Source organism: Pseudomonas linyingensis (assembly GCF_900109175.1).
In the GTDB taxonomy this organism is placed as follows: Bacteria; Pseudomonadota; Gammaproteobacteria; order Pseudomonadales; family Pseudomonadaceae; genus Geopseudomonas; species Geopseudomonas linyingensis.
In genome coordinates this window covers 201051-222325 of record NZ_FNZE01000003.1, presented here as the reverse complement: position 1 = coordinate 222325, position 21275 = coordinate 201051, and the positions used below count along the sequence as shown (strand labels likewise).

Annotated in this window: 25 protein-coding genes; 5 read left to right on the top strand and 20 right to left on the bottom strand. The window is 67.7% G+C overall.

The features are described from left to right. Window positions 1–103: 103 nt before the first annotated feature. The 5 genes from mtnC to aroC all read right to left on the bottom strand — a co-directional run bounded on the left by mtnC (window position 104) and on the right by aroC (window position 4377). Window positions 104–787, bottom strand: a complete 684-nt coding sequence (mtnC, locus tag BMZ19_RS05290) for an acireductone synthase (RefSeq protein ID WP_090307951.1) — start codon at window positions 785–787, stop codon at window positions 104–106. 2 nt (window positions 788–789) lie between these two features. Next, on the bottom strand, window positions 790–1335 hold the full coding sequence (locus BMZ19_RS05285; RefSeq protein ID WP_090307947.1) for a 1,2-dihydroxy-3-keto-5-methylthiopentene dioxygenase: 546 nt from the start codon (window positions 1333–1335) through the stop codon (window positions 790–792). Between the two features lie 42 nt (window positions 1336–1377). After that, window positions 1378–1998 carry a methylthioribulose 1-phosphate dehydratase gene (locus BMZ19_RS05280; RefSeq protein ID WP_090307944.1) on the bottom strand — a complete coding sequence of 207 codons (621 nt, stop codon included), beginning with the start codon at window positions 1996–1998 and terminating at the stop codon, window positions 1378–1380. A 38-nt stretch (window positions 1999–2036) separates the two neighbouring features. After that, window positions 2037–3194: an MFS transporter gene (locus tag BMZ19_RS05275; RefSeq protein WP_090307941.1), complete on the bottom strand. Its 1158-nt coding sequence runs from the start codon at window positions 3192–3194 to the stop codon at window positions 2037–2039. A 91-nt stretch (window positions 3195–3285) separates the two neighbouring features. After that, window positions 3286–4377 (bottom strand): chorismate synthase, encoded by a 1092-nt coding sequence (aroC, locus tag BMZ19_RS05270; RefSeq protein WP_090307938.1) that lies wholly within the window; start codon window positions 4375–4377, stop codon window positions 3286–3288. Window positions 4378–4527: 150 nt separating this feature from the next. Here aroC and BMZ19_RS05265 point away from each other — a divergent pair, with 150 nt between their 5' ends. Then, window positions 4528–5475 carry an alpha/beta hydrolase gene (locus tag BMZ19_RS05265; RefSeq protein WP_090307935.1) on the top strand — a complete coding sequence of 316 codons (948 nt, stop codon included), beginning with the start codon at window positions 4528–4530 and terminating at the stop codon, window positions 5473–5475. Window positions 5476–5483: 8 nt separating this feature from the next. On the opposite strand, the gene prmB is transcribed toward BMZ19_RS05265, so the two are convergent. Next, on the bottom strand, window positions 5484–6404 hold the full coding sequence (gene prmB, locus BMZ19_RS05260) for a 50S ribosomal protein L3 N(5)-glutamine methyltransferase (protein ID WP_090307931.1): 921 nt from the start codon (window positions 6402–6404) through the stop codon (window positions 5484–5486). Window positions 6405–6499: 95 nt separating this feature from the next. Here prmB and BMZ19_RS05255 point away from each other — a divergent pair, with 95 nt between their 5' ends. Further along, window positions 6500–7060, top strand: coding sequence for a Smr/MutS family protein (locus BMZ19_RS05255; protein WP_090307928.1), 561 nt, complete (start codon window positions 6500–6502; stop codon window positions 7058–7060). A gap of 96 nt (window positions 7061–7156) precedes the next feature. Here BMZ19_RS05255 and BMZ19_RS05250 read toward each other — a convergent pair whose 3' ends face one another. Continuing rightward, entirely contained in the window at window positions 7157–7792 is a 636-nt protein-coding gene (locus tag BMZ19_RS05250; RefSeq protein ID WP_090307926.1) for a hypothetical protein, read from the bottom strand. A gap of 37 nt (window positions 7793–7829) precedes the next feature. Then, window positions 7830–8528 carry an orotidine-5'-phosphate decarboxylase gene (pyrF, locus tag BMZ19_RS05245; protein WP_090307924.1) on the bottom strand — a complete coding sequence of 233 codons (699 nt, stop codon included), beginning with the start codon at window positions 8526–8528 and terminating at the stop codon, window positions 7830–7832. Window positions 8529–8662: 134 nt separating this feature from the next. Here pyrF and BMZ19_RS05240 point away from each other — a divergent pair, with 134 nt between their 5' ends. After that, window positions 8663–8842: a DUF2897 family protein gene (locus BMZ19_RS05240; protein WP_090308295.1), complete on the top strand. Its 180-nt coding sequence runs from the start codon at window positions 8663–8665 to the stop codon at window positions 8840–8842. A 9-nt stretch (window positions 8843–8851) separates the two neighbouring features. Here the strand turns inward: BMZ19_RS05240 and BMZ19_RS05235 are convergent, their stop codons facing one another. The 6 genes from BMZ19_RS05235 to BMZ19_RS05210 form a co-directional block, all read right to left on the bottom strand. Further along, window positions 8852–9382, bottom strand: a complete 531-nt coding sequence (locus tag BMZ19_RS05235) for a hypothetical protein (RefSeq protein ID WP_090307921.1) — start codon at window positions 9380–9382, stop codon at window positions 8852–8854. 83 nt (window positions 9383–9465) lie between these two features. Beyond that, a complete protein-coding gene (locus tag BMZ19_RS05230; RefSeq protein WP_090307918.1) occupies window positions 9466–10281 on the bottom strand; it encodes an OmpA family protein in 816 nt (271 codons plus the stop codon). Continuing rightward, window positions 10278–10628 carry a DUF4398 domain-containing protein gene (locus BMZ19_RS05225; RefSeq protein WP_090307915.1) on the bottom strand — a complete coding sequence of 117 codons (351 nt, stop codon included), beginning with the start codon at window positions 10626–10628 and terminating at the stop codon, window positions 10278–10280. The genes BMZ19_RS05230 and BMZ19_RS05225 overlap by 4 nt, the downstream gene beginning before the upstream one ends. Window positions 10629–10642: 14 nt before the next feature. Beyond that, on the bottom strand, window positions 10643–11461 hold the full coding sequence (locus BMZ19_RS05220) for a substrate-binding periplasmic protein (protein WP_090307911.1): 819 nt from the start codon (window positions 11459–11461) through the stop codon (window positions 10643–10645). 149 nt (window positions 11462–11610) lie between these two features. Beyond that, window positions 11611–12540, bottom strand: a complete 930-nt coding sequence (locus BMZ19_RS05215) for an electron transfer flavoprotein subunit alpha/FixB family protein (protein ID WP_090307907.1) — start codon at window positions 12538–12540, stop codon at window positions 11611–11613. Next, on the bottom strand, window positions 12540–13289 hold the full coding sequence (locus BMZ19_RS05210) for an electron transfer flavoprotein subunit beta/FixA family protein (protein WP_090307904.1): 750 nt from the start codon (window positions 13287–13289) through the stop codon (window positions 12540–12542). Before BMZ19_RS05210 ends, BMZ19_RS05215 begins: the two co-directional genes overlap by 1 nt. A 319-nt stretch (window positions 13290–13608) precedes the next feature. On the opposite strand from BMZ19_RS05210, the gene BMZ19_RS05205 reads away from it, so the two are divergent. After that, the gene (locus BMZ19_RS05205) at window positions 13609–15264 is read left to right on the top strand and encodes an electron transfer flavoprotein-ubiquinone oxidoreductase (protein ID WP_090307901.1); all 1656 of its coding nucleotides are present in this window, start codon (window positions 13609–13611) and stop codon (window positions 15262–15264) included. Window positions 15265–15321: 57 nt separating this feature from the next. On the opposite strand, the gene BMZ19_RS05200 is transcribed toward BMZ19_RS05205, so the two are convergent. Continuing rightward, window positions 15322–15891, bottom strand: a complete 570-nt coding sequence (locus tag BMZ19_RS05200) for a DUF1285 domain-containing protein (protein WP_090307899.1) — start codon at window positions 15889–15891, stop codon at window positions 15322–15324. A gap of 121 nt (window positions 15892–16012) precedes the next feature. Here BMZ19_RS05200 and BMZ19_RS05195 point away from each other — a divergent pair, with 121 nt between their 5' ends. Then, window positions 16013–17140, top strand: coding sequence for an aminotransferase class V-fold PLP-dependent enzyme (locus BMZ19_RS05195; RefSeq protein WP_090307896.1), 1128 nt, complete (start codon window positions 16013–16015; stop codon window positions 17138–17140). A gap of 288 nt (window positions 17141–17428) precedes the next feature. Here BMZ19_RS05195 and BMZ19_RS05190 read toward each other — a convergent pair whose 3' ends face one another. The 5 genes from BMZ19_RS05190 to mltG are packed head-to-tail and all read right to left on the bottom strand — an operon-like array spanning window position 17429 to window position 21273. Next, a complete protein-coding gene (locus tag BMZ19_RS05190; RefSeq protein WP_090307893.1) occupies window positions 17429–18220 on the bottom strand; it encodes a TatD family hydrolase in 792 nt (263 codons plus the stop codon). After that, a complete protein-coding gene (locus BMZ19_RS05185; RefSeq protein ID WP_090307891.1) occupies window positions 18220–18576 on the bottom strand; it encodes a PilZ domain-containing protein in 357 nt (118 codons plus the stop codon). Before BMZ19_RS05185 ends, BMZ19_RS05190 begins: the two co-directional genes overlap by 1 nt. Window positions 18577–18609: 33 nt before the next feature. Then, complete coding sequence (locus tag BMZ19_RS05180; protein ID WP_090307887.1) at window positions 18610–19596, bottom strand: DNA polymerase III subunit delta'; 987 nt, start codon at window positions 19594–19596, stop codon at window positions 18610–18612. Then, complete coding sequence (gene tmk / locus BMZ19_RS05175; protein WP_090307885.1) at window positions 19589–20221, bottom strand: dTMP kinase; 633 nt, start codon at window positions 20219–20221, stop codon at window positions 19589–19591. The genes BMZ19_RS05180 and tmk overlap by 8 nt, the downstream gene beginning before the upstream one ends. Then, window positions 20218–21273 (bottom strand): endolytic transglycosylase MltG, encoded by a 1056-nt coding sequence (gene mltG, locus BMZ19_RS05170; protein WP_090307882.1) that lies wholly within the window; start codon window positions 21271–21273, stop codon window positions 20218–20220. The genes tmk and mltG overlap by 4 nt, the downstream gene beginning before the upstream one ends. Window positions 21274–21275 lie beyond the last annotated feature (2 nt).

Genomic DNA, 21275 nt, shown 5'->3' with positions numbered 1-21275 from the left:
CAGCCTTTGCGACAGTCTGGAACCGCCGTGTGACGGCCCCGTGGCAGACCAGCCGCCGCCGGGCGGCTGGCTGGCAAATTGCGCAAGCCCCGTCGGGTTGGGGTCAGAAGACGGCCGGCTCGATGGCGGCAAAGCTGGCCACCGTCCGGTGTCCGGCCAGCTCGCCGCCGTCGCGGGCCAGGCCGCAGGTGGCCATGCCGGCAGTCTGGGCGGCGTCGAGCTCCTCGACCACATCGGAGAGGAACAGGATCTCGCCAGCCGGGCGGCCGATGGCCGCGGCGATACGTGCGTAGGACTCGGCCTCGCGCTTGCCGCCGCTGGTGGTGTCGAAGTAGCCGGAGAACAGCGGGGTCAGGTCGCCGGCCTCGGAGCAGCCGAAGATCAGCTTCTGCGCCTGGATCGAGCCGGAGGAGTAGACATGCAGGTCGTAGCCGGCCGCTTTCCAGGCCTTGAGCGCGTCCACCGCGTCCGCATAGACGTGGCCCTTGAGCTGGCCGGCGCGGTAGCCCTGCTCCCAGACCATGCCCTGCAGTGCCTTGAGAGGGGTGGCCTTGCGGTCGCTGGCGATCCACTCGAGAAGGATGGCGATGACCCGCTCGACGTCGGCGTCGCCCTCGCCGCTCTCGGCGCGCACGGCGGCGAGCTGCTCGGCCACGGTCGGCTCTTCGGCATGTTCACGGACGAATGCCGGCAGGTGCTCGCGGGCGTAGGGAAACAGCACGTCGAAGACGAAGCTGACCGCGCTGGTGGTGCCTTCGATGTCGGTGAGGATGGCTTTGATCGGCACCGTCAGTCCTCCAGCGGCGGGAAGTTCTTGGCGATGGCGTCGCCGGTGAAGTTGGCCACCCAGCCCTCGGGGTTGTTGAACAGACGGATGGCTACGAAGTGCGGCTCCTCGCCCATGTCGAACCAGTGGCGGGTGCCGGCCGGCACCGAGATCAGGTCGTTCTTCTCGCACATCACCGCGTAGACGTGGTCGCCGACGTGCAGGGTGAACAGGCCACGGCCGGCGACGAAGAAGCGCACCTCATCCTCGCCGTGGGTGTGCTCGTCGAGGAACTTGGCGCGCAGCTCGGCCTTCTGCGGGTGGCTGCGGTCCAGGCTGATCACGTCGACGGTGACGTAGCCCTGCTCGCTCATCAGCTTGTCGATCTCGTGGCGGTAGGCGGCGATCACCTCCTCCTGGCTGGCGCCGGGGGCGATGGGCGCGCTGGCCTGCCAGCGCTCGAAACGCACGCCAACCTCGGCCAGGGTGGCGGCGATGTCCTCGGCGTGGGTCAGCACCTTGTTCGGCAGCTGCGGGGTGGACTCGTGGTAGACGCTCAGGCGGCTCATGGGCGGTTCCTTGTTAAGTCGGCTTGTCTGGTCGAGTAGGGCTCAGCGACCCAGCACCTGGCGGGTCTTCAGTTCGCATTCGAAGAGGAATTCGAAGGCTTCGATCTGGCGCAGGGCATCGCTCATCTGCGGACCCCAAGTGTAAAGGCCGTGGCCGCGGATCAGGTAGCCCACGCAGTCGGGATGGGTATCCAGCCACTGCTGCACCTTGCCGGCCAGGCGGGCGATGTCCTGGTCGTTGTCGAAGATCGGCACCAGCACCTGGCCCTCGTGGGTGGTCACCCCGCTGAAGGCCTTCTGCAGCTCGTAGTCTTCCAGCAGCAGTTGGTCGCCAGGAGTGAGGCGCGACAGCACGGTGGCGTTGACCGAGTGGGTGTGCAACACCGCGCCGATGTCGGCGCGCCAGGCGTACAGCTGGGTGTGCAGCAGGGTCTCGGCCGACGGCCTCTTGCCCGGCTCCAGGCTGTTGCCGGCAAGGTCGGTGGCCAGCACGTCGTTCTCGGTCAGCTGGCCCTTGTGCTTGCCGGACACGGTGAGCAACGCCTGGTCGGCGGCCAGGCGCGCCGAGTAGTTGCTGCTGGTGGCCGGCGACCAGCCGCGGCCGTAGAGGAAGCGGCCGGCCTCGATGATCTGCCGGGTGAGGAGTTCGCGCTGATCGGTCATCTTGGGGATCTCGAATATTCGGGTGGCGAAGAGCGGATTCAGGGTGCCAGCTCCGGCTCGCGCAGGCGGCGGGCGATGATCACGGCAGCCAGCAGGGCCGCCAGGCTGGCGAGGGCGAAGGTCCAGGCCGGGCCGAGGCTGTTCCAGCTGTAGCCGGCATACAGGGCGCCGAGCGCGCCGCCGACACCGGACAGCGCGGCATACAGCGCCTGCCCCTGCCCTTGCTGGCGGGCGGCGAAGCTGTGGCGCACGAAGTGGATCGCAGCGGCATGGAAGCTGCCGAAGGTGGCGGCATGCATGACCTGCGCCACCAGCAGCACCGGCCAGTGCTCGGCCAGGTTGCCCAGCAGCAGCCAGCGCAGCGCGGCCAGCAGCAGGCTGGCGAGCAGCACCTGGCGCACCGAGAAGCGCGCCAGCAGGCGCGCCATCACCAGGAACAGGACGATCTCCGCGAGCACGCCGAGCGCCCACAGCCAGCCGATCTGGCTGCGGCTGTAGCCGAGGCTTTCCAGGTGCAGGGTGATGAAGGTGTAGTACGGCCCGTGGCTGAGCAGCATCAGCGCCACCGCGACATAGAACGCCGGCACGCCGGGACGGCGCAGCTGCTGCAAAAAGCCGCCGCGCCCGGTTTCGCCGGCGTGTACCTGCAGCTGGGCGTTGGGAATCCACAGGCTGCTGAGGACGATGGCCAGCATGATGCCGATCAGCGTCCAGGGGTAGGCATCCAGACTCAGCCGCTCGAACAGCGCGCCGAGGCCGACCACCGTGCAGATGAAGCCGATCGAGCCCCACAGGCGGATCTGGCTGTAGCGCGCCGCCTGCTCGCGCAGGTGGGCCAGGGTGATGACCTCGAACTGCGGCAACACCGCATGCCAGAAGAACGCGTGCAGGGCCATCACCAGCGCCAGCCAGGCGTAGTCCTGGCGGTAGAAGATGCTGGCGAAGCTGACCAGGGTGCAGAGCGCGCCGAGGCGCACGATCAACAGGCGCCGGCCAGTGACATCGCCCAGCCAGCCCCACAGGTTGGGCGCCACGCAGCGCATCAGCATGGGAATCGCCACCAGCTCGCCGATGCGCGCCGCGGAAAAGCCCAGGTGATCGAAATACAGGGCGAGAAACGGCGCCGTCGCCCCAAGCAGGGCGAAGTAGCTGAAGTAGAAGCCGGACAGGCGCCAGTAGGGCAACGCGAAAGTCATGCTCGCCCCGCCGGCTGGCTAGCGCGCAGCGACAGCCGACAGTCCGCATGTTGGGTAGCGGCCAGGGCCTCCACCCAACCTACGCGGCGACTCACAGCTGCGGCAGCACCGGGGTAATCACCTGCACGTCGGCGTTCTGCGCGCGGTGGCGCAGCAGGTGGTCCATCAGCACGATGGCCATCATCGCCTCGGCGATCGGCGTGGCGCGGATGCCGACGCACGGATCGTGACGACCCTTGGTGATCACTTCCACCGGGTTGCCGTGGATGTCGATGGAGCGGCCCGGAGTGGTGATGCTCGAGGTCGGCTTGAGCGCCAGGTGGGCGACGATCGGCTGGCCGGAGGAAATCCCGCCGAGGATGCCGCCGGCATTGTTGGACAGGAAGCCGTCCGGGGTCAGCTCGTCGCGGTGCTCGGTACCGCGCTGGGCCACCGAGGCGAAGCCGGCGCCGATCTCCACGCCCTTGACCGCGTTGATGCTCATCAGCGCGTGGGCCAGTTCGGCGTCGAGGCGGTCGAAGATCGGCTCGCCCAGCCCCGGCGGCACGCCTTCGGCAACCACGGTGATCTTCGCGCCGACCGAATCCTGGTCGCGGCGCAGCTGGTCCATGTATGCCTCCAGCTCGGCCACCTTGTCCGGATCGGGGCTGAAGAAGGCGTTCTCCTCCACCGAGTCCCAGGTCTTGAACGGGATCTCGATCGGACCGAGCTGGCTCATGTAGCCGCGCACCTGAATGCCGAGGCTGGCCAGGTACTTCTTGGCGATGGCGCCGGCCGCCACGCGCATGGCGGTCTCGCGCGCCGAGCTGCGGCCGCCGCCACGGTAGTCGCGCAGGCCGTACTTGTGATGGTAGGTGTAGTCGGCGTGGGCCGGGCGGAACAGGTCCTTGATCGCCGAGTAGTCCTTGGACTTCTGGTCGGTGTTGCGGATCAGAAGGCCGATGGCGCAGCCGGTGGTCTTGCCCTCGAACACGCCGGAGAGGATTTCCACCTCGTCGGCTTCCTGGCGCTGGGTGGTGTGGCGGCTGGTGCCGGGCTTGCGGCGGTCGAGGTCGCGCTGCAGGTCTTCCAGGGAGATGTCCAGCCCCGGCGGGCAGCCGTCGACGATGGCGACCAGCGCCGGACCATGGCTTTCACCGGCAGTGGTGACGGTGAACAGCTTGCCGTAAGTATTGCCAGACATGCAGGATGCTCCGCGGCGGGAAAAGAAAAATAGAGAGCCGCAAAGTATACCCAAGCGTCCGCCTGCTGGGGAAACGCCGGCAAGCTGCCACCCCCGCACCGGCGCCCTCCCCGTTCCGTCAACCCTCACGTCCTTGCGAGCCGTCCCTGCATGTTCCGAGCGCTCCTGCTGCTGACCCTCCTGCTGTGTTCAGGCCTGACCCGGGCAGGCCTGCCGAGCATCCTGCAGTGGCCGGTCGATCTGGTCGTGCCCGGCGGCACCCTGCACGGCAGCCTGATGCTGCCCGCAACCGCGCAGCCGGCGCCGGTGGTGCTGCTGATCGCCGGCTCCGGCCCGACCGACCGCGACGGCAACAACCCCGCTGGCGGAAACAATGACAGCCTCAAGCGCCTGGCCCTCGGCCTGGCCGAGCGCGGCATCGCCAGCCTGCGCTACGACAAGCGCGGGGTGGCCGCCAGCCGGGCGGTGGCACCGCGCGAGGAGCAGTTGAGCGTCGAGGCCTACGTCGCCGACGCGGTGGCCTGGGGGCAGCTGCTCAAGACCGATCCGCGCTTTTCCCAGCTGATCCTGCTCGGCCACAGCGAAGGCGCGCTGATCGCCACCCTGGCCGCGGTGGACGCCGGTGCCGATGCGCTGGTCAGCGTATCCGGCATCGCCCACCCGCTCGGCACCGTGCTCCGCGAGCAGCTGCAGGGCCGCCTGCCGCCACTGCTGGCGGCGGAAACCGAGACGATCCTGCGCGAACTCGAACGGGGCCACACGGTGGCCGAGGTAGCGCCGAAGCTGCGGGTACTGCTGCGCCCGAGCGTGCAGCCCTACCTGATCTCGCTGCTGCGGCAGCGCCCGGCCGAGGCCTTCGCCCAGGTGCCGATCCCGGCGCTGATCATCCAGGGCAGCCACGACTTCCAGGTCGACGTGGAAGAGGCGCAGCTGCTGCTGCAGGCCAAGCCGGAGGCCCAGCTGCTGGTGATCGAGGGCATGAACCACATGCTGCGCATCGTGCCCGCCGACGCGCCACCACTGGCGTCCTACAACGACCCGCAGCTGCCACTGGCCGGCGAACTGCTCGACGGGCTGGCGCGCTTCATCCTGCCCTGAGCGCTTGCTCAGCCCTGCAGACGCGAGCGGAACAGCGCCTGGTGCCGACGGCACTGCTCGGCGCTGAGCACGAACACGCCGTGGCCGCCGCGAGCGAACTCGACCCAGGTGAATTCCACTTCCGGGTAGGCGGCCTCGACGTGCACCTGGCTGTTGCCCACCTCGATCACCAGCAGGCCATCCTCGGTGAGGTGGTCGGCGGCCTCGGCGAGCATGCGCCGCACCAGATCCAGGCCATCGTCGCCGCAGGCCAGGCCCATGGCCGGCTCGTGGTGGAACTCGGCCGGCATGTCGGCGAAGTCCTCGGCATCGACATAGGGCGGGTTGGAGACGATCAGGTCGAAGCGCTGCCCCGGCAGGCCGTCGAAGCCGTCACCCTGCACGCTATACACGCGCTCCTCCACCTCGTGACGCTCGATGTTGAGGTTGGCCACCTCCAGCGCGTCGAACGACAGGTCGGCGAGCACCACTTCAGCCTCGGGGAAGGCATGGGCACAGGCGATGCCGATGCAGCCGGAGCCGGTACACAGGTCGAGGATGCGCGCCGGCGTGCCCTTGAGCCAGGGCGCGAAGTGGCGTTCGATCAGCTCGGCGATCGGCGAGCGCGGCACCAGCACGCGCTCGTCGACGCAGTACGGCTGGCCGCAGAACCAGGCCTCGCCGAGCAGATAGGCGGCCGGGATGCGCTCGTCGATACGCCGCTGCAGCAGCGCACGCACCGCCTCCAGCTCGTCCAGCTCGAGACGGCAGTCGAGGTAGTCCGCCGCCATGTCCCAGGGCAGATGCAGGCCGCCCAGCACCAGCGCTCGCGCCTCGTCCCAGGCGTTGTCGGTGCCGTGCCCGAAGAATAGCTCCGCGCCATGGAAGCGGCTGACACCCCAGCGGATCAGGTCACGGATGCTTTGCAGACGGCTGTGGTCGGCGCTCATGGCAGGGTTCCTCGGTGATGGGTCGCGCATTCTAGCCGAACGCCCGCCGCGCCGCCGCATCCGCTAAAATGGCCGCCTTGATGTGGAGAGCCAGCATGGCAGACGACGATTTTTCCCTGTTTCACAGCGAGATGCGCGGGGTCAAGCGCATCAAGGTCGAGGAGCGCGCCGACACCGGCAAGCCCAAGGCCGACCGCCAGCAACTCAGCAGTCGCCAGCAGAACGCGATCCTGACCCAGCAGACCACCACGGTGGACGGCCTGTCCGACCTGTTCGTCATCGACGTCGGTCCCGAGGACGAACTGTACTGGGCGCGCGACGGCGTGCAGGAAGGTCAGATGCGCAAGCTCAAGGCCGGGCAGATCGCCTTCGAGGGCAGTCTCGACCTGCACGGCATGAGCGTGGAGACGGCACGCGCTACCCTGTGGGAGTTCCTCGCCGAGGCGGCACGCTTCGAGGTACGCTGCGCGCGGGTGACCCACGGCAAGTCGGCACGCACCGACGGACGCCGACCGATGATCAAGAGCCACGTCAACACCTGGCTGCGCCAGCACCCGCAGGTGCTCGGCTTCACCTCCTGCCTGGCCAAGCACGGCGGCACCGGCGCGGTCTACGTGCTGCTCAAGCGGACCATGCTGGAAGGTCGCGACGAGTGAGCCCACGGGGGCTCGTCCCGCAGCAGATTGCGCTGTGCGCTGCGCCGGGCGCAGCGCACAGCGCAATGAGCAAGGCGGCCCCTCGAGCCGACATGCTCACTCCGGCAGCTCGCCGGCGGCGGTGAAGAACACCCAGGCCAGCGCCGCGCCGGCAGCCAAGCCAAGCAGCAGTGCCGGCACCAGCAGCACCACGCTGGCACAGGCGATGCCGGCGAGCAGCAACAGCCAGGCCAACAGGCGCAGCGCCGGATAGGGCTGGGGGATGCGCTGCAGGCACAGGGCGAAGCGCAGCACGCTCAGGCCCAGCGCGACGAACAGCGCGAAGCTGCCCAGATCCAGCCACAGCGGGTTCAGCACCTGTTCGTCGAGCAGCGCCGCGAAGCCGACCGCCAGCAGGCCCAGCACTATCTGCAGCGCCAGGGGCCAGTCCAGGCCATCGTGCAACCCGAAGCGGCTGGCCAGCAGCGCGCGCAGGCGCAGCAACAGGTAGCCCCAGAGCAGCGCCAGCAGCAGACCCAGCAGATGGGTGAGGGGCAGCGGTGCGAACTGCGGATGCAGCAGCTGCCACAGGCTCAGCGCCAGCAGGACGAACAGACCGAACAGGTAGCCCAGGGCCAGGGCACCCAGCAGACGCAGCTGGCTGCGGCTCCAGGCGCCGCCGACGAACGCGGCCGGCAGGTGCGGATCGAGCAGCGGTGCCTGCGGCGGTCGGTAGGGATCGAACTCGCTCATCGGCACCTCCCCGCCCGCCGCGTCAGGAACGAGAAATTCAGCCGTGCAGTTCGGCCACCACTGCAGCCAGCGCGGCGGCCGGGTCGGCGGCCTGGCTGATCGGCCGGCCAATCACCAGATAGTCGGAACCGGCTTCCAGCGCCTGGCGCGGGGTGAGGATGCGGCGCTGGTCGTCCTGCGCGCTACCGGCCGGACGGATGCCCGGGGTCACCAGCTGTAGCGCCGGCTGCGCGGCCTTCAGCGCCGGCGCCTCCTGGGCCGAACAGACCAGACCATCAAGACCGGCCTGCTGTGCCAGGGCGGCCAGGCGCAGCACCTGCTCCTGGGGCTGCACATCCAGGCCGATCCCCGCCAGATCCTCGCGCTCCATGCTGGTCAGCACGGTCACGCCGATCAGCAGCGGCTTGGGTCCGCTCATGGCATCGAGGGTTTCGCGGCAGGCCGCCATCATGCGCAGGCCGCCGGAGCAGTGCACGTTGACCATCCACACGCCCAGCTCGGCGGCAGCCTTGACCGCCATCGCGGTGGTGTTGGGGATGTCGTGGAATTTCAGGTCGAGGAACACCTCGAAGCCACGCTGCTGCAGGGTCTCGACCACGGCCGGGCCACAGCGGGTGAACAGCTCCTTGCCGACCTTGACCCGGCACTGCTGCGGATCGAGGCGCTCGGCCAGGGCCAGCGCGGCTTCACGGGTGGGAAAATCCAGGGCGACGATGATCGGGGTCTGGCAGGACATGGGGCTCTCTCGGCAAGTCGAATCGCCGCGCATTGTAGCGCAAGCCCGCGCCGCCCGGAGCGCTGACCGATCAGGCAAGACAGCCACCGCAGCCGGCGCTATGGTGAAGGCGACGTCAACTTATGGAGAAGATCATGCCTTGGTATGCCTGGTTGTTTCTGGCCCTGGCCTTCGGCACGGTGATCGGCAGCCTGCTGCTGCTGCGCGACAGCGCAGACAAGATGCCGCTCAGCGAGGAAGAGCTGGAGCGCATGCACAAACGCAACGCCGAGCAGGACGCCAAGGCGCGCAGGGAGGACGGCGAGGACGAATAGCCTCCCGCTTCAGCGGCGAAAGCGCAGTTCCAGCTCGGCGCCTTCCAGCTCGTGCCAGCTGTCCTCGTCGACAGCGGGGGGGCCCTCGTTGGTGATCAGCCTGCCGCCCAGCTCGAAGGACTGCGGCTGCGTCTTTTCACTGAACAATGGCGGCAGCAGGGGCTGCGGTTCGACGACCTGCTGCAGCGGCTGTTCGCCTGGCAGGCGCTCGAGCAGCTCGGCGGGCAGACTGAGGTCCAGGGGGACCACAACTTCCGGCGCGGTGGAGGTGGCAGCCCTGGGCGGAGGCGAAGAAACCGCGGGTTGCCGAGGCGCAGGCCGTGCCGGCTCCGGCGTGGCCGCCGGGGGCTCCACCGGAGGCGCGGCGGGGGCGGACTCGACAGCCTCCGGGGCGGCAACGGGCGGCGGCACGGCAACCGGCGCCGGCGACTGGATCTCCTTGCGCGCCGGCGCCTGCGGTTGCGGCGCCTCAGGCTTGTCGCCATCGCAGGCGGCCAGCACCGCCAGCAGCAGACCAAGGAAAACGCGCACGATGCTCATCGCAGGCCTCGCAGGAGTGGGCGCCGGCTACCCCGCCGCCGGCTCTGGCTGAGCACTATTCTCACCACATCGGCCGTCACGCACTACTCGCGCGGCGGCGCGAGGCGCCCCTGCTCGTCGGAAAACACGATTTCGACCCGACGATTCTGCGCCCGGCCACGGGACGAGGCATTGGCCGCCACCGGGAAGGCGGCGCCGTGGCCCTGCACCTTGATGCGCTCGGGAGCGATACCCAGGTCGATCAGCACGTCCGCCACCGCCTGCGCCCGGGCGCTGGACAGCGCCAGGTTATCGTCCGCCAGGCCACGGTTGTCGGTGTAGCCTTCGATGCGCACGGTGCGCTGCGGGTTGAGCTGGAGGAACTGGAACAGCTTGAGCACCGTGCGGTTGGCCGCCCCCTTCAGTTCGGCGCGGTCGGCGTCGAACAGCACGTCGCCGAGCGACATCACCAGGCCGCGCTCGGTCTCGGTGGTCGCCAGGCTGAGCATCTGTTCCTCCAGCCAGAGGCCCTGCTGCTGCACACCGATCAGGCGGGCCTCGCGCAGGGCCAGCTGCAGGCGTTCGCGCTCCAGCTGCAGACGCGCCAGCTGCTGCTGTTCCGCCGTCAGTACGCTGTGCTCGCGAGCGATCGCACTGTAGCGCTGGCTCAGGTAGGCATAGTGCTCGACATCTTCCGCACTGCCCCAGTAGCTGGCCAGACGCTCGGCCCGCTCCAGTGAGTCGCCGGCGCGCATCACATCCTTCGGCGCGCTGGCCAGCACCGCGGAGTCCGCGGCCAGCTGCTGGTAGCTGCTGCGCGCCTGCGTCAGTGCCGGCGGCGGTGTGCCATGCGCAGCACAGCCAGCCAGCAGGGCCAGGCTCGTCAGCCACAGGGAAACATGCTTGAGCGACGTCGTCATGGCTGCTCTCCCAGCTGGGTGCGCAGGCGCCGCAGCTCGCTTCTCAGCTCGGCGATCTGCGCGCGATTCTTCGCGGTGAGGGCCTGCGCCTCAGCCAGACGGGCATCCAGCTCGGCCCGCTCGGCAAGCATGCGCGCCTGCCGATTCTCCTCGCGCCCGGCCGCCTGGCGAGCGGCCTCCAGGCCAGCTTCGGCCTGGCCCAGTTCTGCCTGTTCGGCGCCGGCACCGACCGCGCGGGCCTGGACCAGCGCCGCCTCGGTGACCTGCAACTGCGCCTCGGGCACCGGATCGCTGGCACAGCCGGCCAGCAGCAACAGTGCCAGTACGGCACACATACGTTGTGTCATCGAAAACATCCTGCTCAGGGGGTCACCGTCTCTGGGCGCTGGGCTTTCCAGCGCTCCAGGTTGCGCTGCAGCAGGGTCTGCGGCAGGCCGGCGGTGCGAAATTCGGTCATTTTCCTGGCCAGCTTGCCGCGCAACCAGGGATCGTTGCAGGCCGAGTTATGCGACAGGGCCAGGAACAACGGCTCGCTGCCCAGTGCGGGCTCGAGGGGCTGCAGATCGGCAGCCATGCCCAGCCGCTCGACCAGCGCGGCGCCGGAGTGGCGCTCGAGCAGCAGATAGTCGACCTTGCCCAGCCACAACTGCTGCAGGGCCTCGCTCGCCTGGGTGGAGCGCTGGAGCTTGAACTGCTCGGCAGCCTGCTGCGCCAGCGGCTCGGGGAGATTGCCGGCCGCGACCACCAGCCCGCGATGGCGAGCCAGATCGGCCAGCTGGGTGAACAGCGGAGCCCGGTCGCGATGCGCCCAGACCTGCACCGGCACCTCGAGATAGGCCGGATGGATGAAGTCGAACTGCTCGAGACGCGCCGGCGTGAGGTAGCTGCCGGCCAGCAGATCGACCCGCCCGTTCAGCGCATCGGCCTCCGCGCTGGCGCGCTTGCCGGCGTAGATCACCTCGACCTTCACGCCCAGCGCCTTGCCCAACTCCTTGAGCAGGTCGGCACTGGCGCCGACCAGCTGCTGCGGGTTCTGCGGATCCCGCCAGAGATAGGGTGGCTGGTCCGGATTGCCGGTCGCCACCAGGCGCTCGCACTTGCCGGCAGCCAGCGCCTGGTTCGCGCCCGCCAGGACCAGCAGCGCCACAGCGAGGCGCGACAGGGTGGATCGGATGGTCATGAACACCTCGCAAGTCGATGGCCGGCGCTGCCGGTGGGCCCGCTAGTCTAAGGGACGACGGGTATTAAAGGGACAGCCGCGCGCCGGGGGTTTTCCGGAGCATAAAAAACCCGCTCCGAAGAGCGGGTTCTCGGCAGGAGCAAGGCTGCTTACAGGGCCTTTTCCAGCTCCGGAACGATGTCGAACAGGTCGCCGACCAAGCCGTAGTCGGCTACCTGGAAGATCGGCGCCTCCTCGTCCTTGTTGATCGCCACGATCACCTTGGAGTCCTTCATGCCGGCCAGGTGCTGGATGGCGCCGCTGATGCCGACGGCGATGTACAGCTGCGGCGCAACGATCTTGCCGGTCTGGCCGACCTGCATGTCGTTGGGCACGAAACCGGCATCGACCGCGGCGCGCGAGGCACCGACCGCCGCACCGAGCTTGTCGGCCAGCTTGTAGAGCAGCGCGAAGTTCTCGCCGTTCTGCATGCCGCGACCGCCGGAAACCACCACCTTGGCAGCGGTCAGCTCGGGTCGCTCGGACTTGGCCAGCTCCTCGCCGACGAAGCTGGAGATGCCGGCATCGCTGCCAGCCGCCAGCGCTTCGATGGCGGCAGCACCGCCTTCGGCCGCCACCGGGTCGAAACCGGTGCCGCGCACGGTGATCACCTTGATCGCCGCGCTGGACTGCACGGTGGCGATGGCGTTGCCGGCGTAGATCGGCCGCTTGAAGGTGTCCGGGCTCTCGACCTTGACGATCTCGGAGATCTGGTCGACATCCAGCAGCGCGGCGACGCGCGGCAGCACGTTCTTGCCGGTGGTGGTGGCGGCGGCCAGCACGTGGCTGTAACCCTTGCCCAGTTCGGCGATCAGCGGCGCGACGTTCTCCGGCAGCTGGTGGGCGAAGGCGGCGTTGTCGGCGACCAGCACCTTGCTCACGCCAGCGACCTTGGCGGCGGCTTCGGCAACGGCGGCGCACGCGCTACCTGCGACCAGCACGTGGATGTCGCCACCGATCTGCTGAGCGGCGGCCACGGTGTTCAGGGTCGCAGCACCCAGCGCTGCGTTGTTGTGCTCAGCGATAACCAGGATAGCCATCAGATCACCTTCGCTTCGTTCTTCAGTTTCTCGACCAGTTCGGCCACCGACTTGACCTTGACGCCGGCGCTGCGCGCGGCCGGGGCTTCGACCTTGAGGGTCTTCACGGTCGAGGCGGTGGACACGCCCAGCGCATCGGGAGTGACCACATCGAGCGGCTTCTTCTTGGCCTTCATGATGTTGGGCAGGGAAGCGTAGCGCGGCTCGTTGAGACGCAGGTCGGTGGTAACGATGGCCGGCAGCTTCAGGGCCACGGTCTGCAGGCCGCCGTCGATCTCACGGGTGACGTTGACCTGGTCGCCGGCGACCTCGACCTTGGAGGCGAAGGTGCCCTGGGCAAAACCGGTCAGCGCGGCGAGCATCTGGCCGGTCTGGTTGTTGTCGCTGTCGATGGCCTGCTTGCCGAGGATGACCAGCTGCGGCTGCTCCTTGTCGACCACGGCCTTGAGCAGCTTGGCCACGGCCAGGGAATTCAGTTCGTCGGCGGATTCGACCAGGATGGCGCGGTCGGCGCCGAGGGCCAGCGCGGTGCGCAGCTGTTCCTGGGCAGCGGTCGGGCCAACGGAGACGGCAACGATTTCAGTCGCCACGCCCTTTTCCTTCAGGCGCACCGCTTCTTCCACGGCGATCTCGCAGAACGGGTTCATCGACATCTTGACGTTGGCCAGGTCGACGCCGGAATTGTCCGCCTTGACGCGAACCTTGACGTTGTAATCGACCACTCGTTTGACAGCTACCAGAATCTTCATGGATTCCTCGTGTTCTCCGGTGAATTGATATGGTATCGCCGTGGCGTACCAGGCCGGGCTGCCCGTCGGGTGCAACCGACTTTCAGCGTTACCGCGACCAGCAAAAACACAATATCTTGACGACATCCCCTGGACCGGTCAATACGACAAAACTTCCACTGTGCCGGCGCCGCACCTTAAAATGCGCGCCGTTGAGCCAGCCTCGAACAAATGCTTGTATCGACCTTGCCGTACAGCGTAAATATATTGCGCTGCACAAAAAACCGCATTGCGGACTTCCAACAAGCAGATTGCCAGCCTTGAGTTAGGAGATTAGAGAGTGGAACGCGAATACATGGAATTCGACGTCGTCGTCGTCGGAGCGGGCCCCGCCGGTCTCTCCGCCGCCTGCCGCCTGAAGCAGAAGGCCGCCGAAGCCGGCCAGGAACTCAGCGTCTGTGTGGTGGAGAAAGGCTCCGAAGTCGGCGCCCACATTCTCTCCGGTGCGGTGTTCGAACCGCGTGCGCTCAACGAACTGTTCCCCGACTGGAAGGCCCAGGGCGCGCCGCTGCACACCCCGGTCAAGCGCGACGACATCTACCTGCTCAAGAGCGGCGAGACCGCCAGCAAGATCCCCGACTTCGCCGTGCCGAAAACCATGCACAACGAAGGCAACTACATCATCTCGCTGGGCAACCTGTGCCGCTGGTTGGCCCAGCAGGCCGAGAACCTCGGCGTCGAGATCTACCCGGGCTTCGCCGCCCAGGAAGCGCTGATCGACGCGCACGGCGTGGTGCGCGGCATCGTCACCGGCGACCTGGGCGTCGACCACGAGGGCAATCCGAAAGAGGGTTACTACACCCCCGGCATGGAACTGCGTGCCAAGTACACCCTGTTCGCCGAAGGCTGCCGTGGCCACATCGGCAAGCAGCTGCTCCAGCGCTACAAGCTGGACGCCCAGGCCGACGCCCAGCACTACGGCATCGGCATCAAGGAGCTGTGGGAGATCGATCCGGCCAAGCACGAGCAGGGCCTGGTGGTGCACACCGCCGGCTGGCCGCTGAACGACGAGAACCCGGGCGGTTCCTTCCTCTATCACCTGGAGAACAACCAGGTGTCGGTCGGCCTGATCGTCGACCTGTCCTACAGCAACCCGCACCTGTCGCCGTTCGACGAATTCCAGCGCTACAAGCACCACCCGGTGATCAAGCAGTACCTGGAAGGCGGCAAGCGCATCGCCTACGGCGCGCGTGCCATCTGCAAGGGCGGCCTCAACTCGCTGCCGAAGATGGTCTTCCCGGGCGGCGCGCTGATCGGCTGCGATCTGGGCACCCTCAACTTCGCCAAGATCAAGGGCAGCCACACCGCGATGAAGTCCGGCATGCTGGCTGCCGAGGCGATCGTCGAGGCGCTGGGCGCCGGCCGCGAGGGCGGCGACGAGCTGAACAACTACGTGAAGGCCTTCGAGGACAGCTGGCTGTACGACGAGCTGTTCCGCAGCCGCAACTTCGGCCCGGCCATCCACAAGTTCGGCGCCATCCTCGGCGGGGCGTTCAACTTCGTCGACCAGAACCTGTTCGGCGGCAAGATCCCGCTGACCCTGCACGACAACAAGCCGGACTATGCCTGTCTGAAGCCGGCCGCCGCGTGCGCGAAGATCGACTACCCCAAGCCGGATGGCAAGCTGAGCTTCGACAAGCTGTCCTCGGTGTTCCTCTCCAACACCAACCACGAGGAAGACCAGCCCTGCCACCTGAAGCTGGCCGATCCGAGCATTCCGCTGGGCAAGAACCTGCCGCTGTATGACGAACCGGCGCAGCGCTACTGCCCGGCTGGCGTCTATGAGGTGGTCACCCTGGAAAGCGGCGAGAAGAAGTTCCAGATCAACGCGCAGAACTGCGTGCACTGCAAGACCTGCGACATCAAGGATCCGGCGCAGAACATCAACTGGATCGCTCCGGAAGGCACCGGCGGGCCGAACTACCCCAACATGTAAGCGCCAGCTCAGCAGAAAGGCTCCCTCGGGAGCCTTTCTGCTTTCTGCACGCAGGGTCTACTCCGGCTGCGGCGCAATGGGGAAGAACTCGCCGCCGCTCCACACCCCCAGCCAGACCTGCCCCTCCAGTTCGCGCGGCACGGCCAGCTCGACCAGCTGATAGAACACGTTGCGATGGATCAGCGCCTCGAGGTTGGCACGCACATGGACATAGGGCGCAGGTTCGCCGGTCTGCGCGTCCAGCTCGACCCGCAGGGGATGCTCCGCACCGGCCGACACCTGATCCTCGACATTGGTACGAAAGCGCAGCTGCTGCGCCTCACCCTCGCCCTCCACCTCGACCTCCACCGCCACGAAGGGCGCATCGTCGACGCGAATACCCACCTTCTCCACCGGCGTCACCAGGAAGTAGGCGTCGCCGTCGCGGCGCAGGATGGTGGAGAACAGGCGCACCATCGGCTTGCGCCCGATCGGCGTGCCCATGTAGAACCAGCTGCCATCGCGGGCAATGCGCATGTCGATATCGCCGCAGAATGGCGGATTCCACAGATGCACCGGGGGCAGGCCCTTGCCGGCCGCCGGCGGAATCTGTTGCAGCAGGTCACCCGCCTTGTCCGAATCACTCATAGTCATCCCCTGTGAAGTCTGCGCTGGTGCACTTGCGCTTATCATTGACCCGACACTCGCCCCGCCATTGCGGCGCCAGCGGCCTTGCCGCCCCGCCATATTGCCCCACACGGAGCCCGACATGACTGCATGGCACGACGAATTCCCCCAGGAGCCCGGCCTGCGCTACCTCAATCACGCCGCAGTGGCACCGTGGCCGCGCCGCGCCAGCCAGGCGGTGAGCGCCTTTGCCGAGCAGAACATGCGCATCGGCGCCCGCGACTACCCGCTATGGCTGCAGGTTGAGCAGCGTCTGCGCGCGCGCCTGACCCGTCTGCTCAATGCGCCCTCGAGTGCCGACGTGGCGCTGGTCAAGAATACCTCGGAAGCGCTGTCCTTCGTGGCCTTCGGCCTCGACTGGCGCCCCGGCGACCAGGTGGTCATCAGCGACCAGGAATTCCCCTCCAACCGGGTGGTGTGGGAAGCGCTGCGCCCGCAGGGGGTCGAGGTGATCGAGGTGTGTCTCGCCGGCGACGATCCGGAGGCCAGCCTGCTCGCCGCCTGCACGCCACGCACCCGCCTGTTGGCGATCAGCGTCGTGCAGTACGCCAGCGGCCTGCGCCTGGACCTACCACGCCTCGGCGCCGGCTGCACGCAGCGCGGCGTGCTGCTGTGCATCGACGCCATCCAGCAGCTCGGCGCCCAGCCGTTCGACGTACAGGCCAGCCAGTGCGCCTTCGCCATGGCCGACGGGCACAAGTGGATGCTCGGCCCGGAAGGCCTCGGGGTGTTCTATTGCCGCCGCGACCTGCGCGAGCAACTGAGGCTGCACGAATACGGCTGGCACATGCTGGAGGATGCCGGCAACTACGACCGGCGCGACTGGCAGCCGGCGAAGACCGCCCGCCGCTTCGAGTGCGGCAGCCCGAACATGCTCGGCGCCATGGCGCTGGAGGCCAGCCTGGCGCTACTCGAGGAGGTCGGCATGGCGCAGGTGGCGACTCTGCTGGAGCAGCGCATCGCCCGTCTGCACGAGGGCATTGCCGGCCTGCCCGGCGCCCGTCTGCTCAGCCCTCAGGAACCCACGCGCCGCGCCGGGATTCTCACCTTCAGCCTGGCCGGACGGGACAACGGCCAACTCTTCGAGAGCCTGAAACAGCAGCAGGTGGTCTGCGCCCAGCGTGGCGGCGGCATTCGCCTGTCGCCGCACTTCTATACGCCGGAAGGGGTAATCGAGGAGACGCTGGGACTGCTGCGGCAACTGGCCTGAACAGGATCTGCCGCCAGCAGCGGGGGCAACAGTGGAGAGAATCGGCCCGATCTGGCATCTGCGATGCATGGACGCACTCAGCAAAGGCCGATCTATTTCAAATCTGTTTTAAAACAGGGGGATTCCTGCCGGCAAAACGCAGGATGCTGGTCAATACTCATCATTACTGATTGCGGCACCTCCCCCCAAGTGCCCGTCAGTCGGAGTGGCGTGGGAACGCTTCCTCCGGTTTCACTCCTAATGGTCTTGGCCCGGATTCCCCCCCAGAACCCGGGTTTTTTTTGCCTGTCACTTTTCGAGCGGTGTGGTCAGGGGAAACAGACGATGAAAGTTGGCCGTGGTCTGCGCCGCCAGCGTCTCGAAGCTCACCCCACGCACACCAGCGAGAAACTCAGCCACATCGCGCACGTACTCCGGCAGATTGGGCTTGCCACGATGGGGCACCGGCGCCAGGTAGGGCGCATCGGTTTCCACCAGCAGCCGATCGGCCGGCACGCGCCGCGCCACCTCGCGCAACGCCTCGGCATTGCGGAAGGTGACGATGCCGGACAGGGATATGTAGTAGCCCATGTCCAGGGCCGTGCGGGCCATGTCCCAGTCCTCGGTGAAACAGTGCAGGACTCCAGCCTGGGGCAGGTCGGCCTCGGCCAGCATCGCCAGGGTATCGGCGCGCGCCTCGCGGGTATGCACGATCACCGGCTTGCCGGTCTGCCGCGCCGCCTCGAGATGCAGGCGGAATCCGGCCTGCTGCAGGGCTGCCGCTTCGGGCTGGTAGTGGTAGTCCAGGCCGGTCTCGCCGATGGCGACCACCCGCGGGTGGTCCAGTTCGCGCAGCAGCCAGTCGAGCACCGGCTCGCTGCCCGGCTCGAGATCCAGCGGGTGCACGCCGATCGAGCAATACACGTCGTCGTAGGTTTCCGCCAGACGGCGCACCGCCGCGGCGTTGTCGGCACTCACGCCGATGCACAGGAAGCGACCGACGCCGCGGCTGCGTGCCGCCGCTAGCGCGGCGTCCAGGGAACCGCCGTGGGCCGCGAGGTCCAGGCGGTCGAGATGGCAGTGGGAATCTACGAGAGTCATCACATCGTCAGGGTCGGACGCTCGGACTTGAGGGCGCCGGCGAGGTAGGTTTCGATCTTGTTGCGGGTGCTGCGGTCGCTGTCGTTGAGCTGCACGCCGACACCGGCGGTACGGTTGCCCTGAGCGCCCTTGGGGGTAACCCATACCACCTTGCCGGCGACCGGGATCTTTTCCGGCTCATCCATCAGGCTGAGCAGCATGAACACCTCGTCGCCCAGGCGATAGGTCTTGCTGGTGGAGATAAACAGGCCACCATTGCGCACGAAGGGCATGTAGGCCGCGTACAGCTGGGCCTTGTCCTTGAGGGTAAGCGTCAGGATGGCGTTTCGTCCACCCAGGTTCGGGGGCATGCTCATGGGGATGTTCCGAGACTGATCCGGGAGACGATTCTAGCTCGCCCGCGGCAGGCTTGCCCACCGCACCAGCAGTGCTTCGAGAAGCAGTACGCGATTGAGGTTGGCCTTGCCGAGCACCTTCTGTCGCTGCGCCAGCAGCCAGTCCTGCAGCTCCAGCACCGCCGGCAGGGCTGTGCGCCCGGCGAGATAGCCGATCACCTTGCCCATCTGCGGCGCGCCCAACCCCGCTTCGTCGCCGCTCATCTGGAAGCGCAGCACCAGCAACAGCCACTCGCAGAACCAGTCCAGCAACAACGGCAGGGGGACAGCCTTCCAGCTCTCCGCCAGCTCGGAGGGCGTGACCTGCTGCTTGAGCAGCTTCTTCACCCCCTCCTCTACCTGGGTGCGCTGCTCGAGCACTCCATCGCGAAACAGCTGCAGGGCGCGCAGCGGCGAACCGGCCGCCAGCTCGAGCAGGCGCTGATGCACGACCGCATCCAGCTCCGGCAACTGACCAGCCAGCCAGCCACGGGCGGCAGCAGGCCCCGGGAGCGGGCAGGCCTGCTGCTGACAACGGCTCCTGATGGTCGGCAGCAGACGGCTGGGCTGGTGGCTGACCAGCAGCAGCACGGTATCCCCGGAGGGCTCCTCCAGGCTTTTCAACAGAGCGTTGGCGGCATTGAGGTTCATCGCCTCGGCCGGCTCGAGCAGGACCAGCTTGCGCCCGCCGAGCTGCGCGGTCTGACCGATGAAATCAACCAGCTCGCGAACCTGATCGACGCGGATCGGCTTGTCGGTATCCTCCGGCTGCAATTCAAAGAAGTCGGGGTGGCTGCCGGCGCGCAGCAGCAGGCAGGCCTTGCACTGGCCACAGGCCCCTGCAGCGGTGGGGGCACGGCACAGCAGCAGGCCGGCCAACCGCTCGGCCAGCGCCCGCTTGCCGATACCCGCCGGCCCGTGCAGCAGGTAGGCATGGGCATGCCGCTCGCGGCGGCTGAGCTGCTGCCACAACGCCGCCTGCCAGGGATAGGCCTCAGCCACGGGCGCGCTCCAGCAGTTCGGGCAACAGGCGGTCGAGCTGCGCCTGCACCGCGTGCAGCGGCTGCGCGGCATCCAGCAGCCGATAGCGTTCGGGGGCCAGACCGGCACGGGCCAGATAGGTCTGGCGCACCGCCTCGAAGAAGTCCTGCGCCTCCTGTTCGAAGCGATCCAGGCGGCCGCGGGCGGCGGCGCGGGCCAGGCCGATCTCCACCGGCAGGTCGAACACCAGGGTCAGGTCCGGACGCAAGCTGCCCTGCACGAAGTTCTCGAGCTGGGCAATGCGCTCCAGCGGCAGACCGCGACCGCCGCCCTGGTAGGCGTAGGTGGCATCGGTGAAGCGGTCGCAGAGCACCACCTTGCCCGCCGCCAGGGCCGGGCGAATGACCTGGGCCAGGTGCTGGGCGCGCGCCGCGAACACCAGCAGCAGCTCGGTATCGGCGGCCATCGGCTCGGCACTGGGCTCGAGCAGCAGCTCGCGGATGCGTTCGGCCAGCGGCGTACCGCCCGGCTCGCGGGTCAGCAGCACTTCGCAGCCGGCACTCTCGAGGCGTTCGGCCAGATAGTCGCGATTGGTACTCTTGCCGGCGCCTTCGGGGCCTTCGAGGGTGATGAACAGACCACTCACGGGATATTTCCTTGTGGCGCAGCGGCCGGACTGGATCGGTAGTCGGCACGCCGCTTGAGCTGGTATTCGCGCACCGCGCGGTTGTGCTCGTCGAGCGAACGCGAGAAAACATGGGTGCCGTCGCCGCGGGCGACGAAGTACAAGCTGTCGCCAGCGGCTGGATTGAGCGCGGCGTGGATCGCCTCGCGGCCAACCATGGCGATCGGCGTCGGCGGCAGACCCGGATTGGTGTAGGTGTTATAGGGCGTCGGCTCGCGCAGATGGGCGCGGTTCAGGTTGCCGGTGTAGCGCTCGCCCAGACCATAGATCACCGTCGGATCGGTCTGCAGCAGCATGCCCAGGCGCAGACGGCGGATGAACACCCCGGCGATTTCCTCGCGCTCGTGGGCCGCGCCGGTTTCCTTCTCCACCAGCGAGGCCATGATCAACGCCTGGTAGGGCTCGCGATACGGCAATCCCTCGGCGCGCTGCTGCCATTCCTCGTCGAGCACGCGGCTCAGCTTTTCATGGGCCTGACGCAGCAGGTCGATATCGCGCATGCCGCGCACGTAGCGATAGGTATCGGGGAAGAAGCGCCCTTCTGGATGCTGACCGCCGAGACCGAGACGCTGCATCACTGCCGCATCGTCCAGATCGGCCAGGGTCTGCTCCAGGCGCTCCTGGGCCGCCAGCGCGCTGCGCAGCTGGCGGAAGGTCCAGCCCTCGACCAGGGTCAGGCCGTACTGCACCACCTCACCGCGCTGCCACTGGGCCAGCAGATCACCGGCGGTCTGCCCGGGTGTCAGGCGGTATTCGCCACTGTGCAGACCCTTGCCGTCGAGATTGAAGCGCCAGTACAGACGCAGCCACAGCGCGCCCTCCAGCACCCCCTCGTCCTCGAGACGACTCAGCAGACCGCTAGGCGTGGATCCTGCCGGCACCTCGAGCAGGCGCTCCTCGCCGAGCACGAGGGGCTGTGTGAGCGCCACTTGCTGCTGCCAGCCGGCGAAGACCAGCAGCAGGCCTGCCAGCAGCAGACCACCTTCCAGCAGGTAGAGCAGAAAACGTTTCACGA

What these genes read in the sequence shown, in the direction of transcription:
- BMZ19_RS05235 (WP_090307921.1), bottom strand. Translation starts at nt 9,382, where the DNA reads ATGAGCATCGTGCGCGTTTTCCTTGGTCTGCTGCTGGCGGTGCTGGCC.
- pyrF (WP_090307924.1), bottom strand. Translation starts at nt 8,528, where the DNA reads ATGTCCTGCCAGACCCCGATCATCGTCGCCCTGGATTTTCCCACCCGT.
- BMZ19_RS05210 (WP_090307904.1), bottom strand. Translation starts at nt 13,289, where the DNA reads ATGAAGATTCTGGTAGCTGTCAAACGAGTGGTCGATTACAACGTCAAG.
- BMZ19_RS05200 (WP_090307899.1), bottom strand. Translation starts at nt 15,891, where the DNA reads ATGAGTGATTCGGACAAGGCGGGTGACCTGCTGCAACAGATTCCGCCG.
- BMZ19_RS05285 (WP_090307947.1), bottom strand. Translation starts at nt 1,335, where the DNA reads ATGAGCCGCCTGAGCGTCTACCACGAGTCCACCCCGCAGCTGCCGAAC.
- BMZ19_RS05220 (WP_090307911.1), bottom strand. Translation starts at nt 11,461, where the DNA reads ATGACCATCCGATCCACCCTGTCGCGCCTCGCTGTGGCGCTGCTGGTC.
- BMZ19_RS05195 (WP_090307896.1), top strand. Translation starts at nt 16,013, where the DNA reads ATGACTGCATGGCACGACGAATTCCCCCAGGAGCCCGGCCTGCGCTAC.
- BMZ19_RS05190 (WP_090307893.1), bottom strand. Translation starts at nt 18,220, where the DNA reads ATGACTCTCGTAGATTCCCACTGCCATCTCGACCGCCTGGACCTCGCG.
- prmB (WP_090307931.1), bottom strand. Translation starts at nt 6,404, where the DNA reads ATGAGCGCCGACCACAGCCGTCTGCAAAGCATCCGTGACCTGATCCGC.
- BMZ19_RS05250 (WP_090307926.1), bottom strand. Translation starts at nt 7,792, where the DNA reads ATGAGCGAGTTCGATCCCTACCGACCGCCGCAGGCACCGCTGCTCGAT.
- BMZ19_RS05280 (WP_090307944.1), bottom strand. Translation starts at nt 1,998, where the DNA reads ATGACCGATCAGCGCGAACTCCTCACCCGGCAGATCATCGAGGCCGGC.
- BMZ19_RS05275 (WP_090307941.1), bottom strand. Translation starts at nt 3,194, where the DNA reads ATGACTTTCGCGTTGCCCTACTGGCGCCTGTCCGGCTTCTACTTCAGC.
- BMZ19_RS05185 (WP_090307891.1), bottom strand. Translation starts at nt 18,576, where the DNA reads ATGAGCATGCCCCCGAACCTGGGTGGACGAAACGCCATCCTGACGCTT.
- BMZ19_RS05255 (WP_090307928.1), top strand. Translation starts at nt 6,500, where the DNA reads ATGGCAGACGACGATTTTTCCCTGTTTCACAGCGAGATGCGCGGGGTC.
- BMZ19_RS05230 (WP_090307918.1), bottom strand. Translation starts at nt 10,281, where the DNA reads ATGACGACGTCGCTCAAGCATGTTTCCCTGTGGCTGACGAGCCTGGCC.
- BMZ19_RS05265 (WP_090307935.1), top strand. Translation starts at nt 4,528, where the DNA reads ATGTTCCGAGCGCTCCTGCTGCTGACCCTCCTGCTGTGTTCAGGCCTG.
- aroC (WP_090307938.1), bottom strand. Translation starts at nt 4,377, where the DNA reads ATGTCTGGCAATACTTACGGCAAGCTGTTCACCGTCACCACTGCCGGT.
- BMZ19_RS05240 (WP_090308295.1), top strand. Translation starts at nt 8,663, where the DNA reads ATGCCTTGGTATGCCTGGTTGTTTCTGGCCCTGGCCTTCGGCACGGTG.
- BMZ19_RS05215 (WP_090307907.1), bottom strand. Translation starts at nt 12,540, where the DNA reads ATGGCTATCCTGGTTATCGCTGAGCACAACAACGCAGCGCTGGGTGCT.
- BMZ19_RS05225 (WP_090307915.1), bottom strand. Translation starts at nt 10,628, where the DNA reads ATGACACAACGTATGTGTGCCGTACTGGCACTGTTGCTGCTGGCCGGC.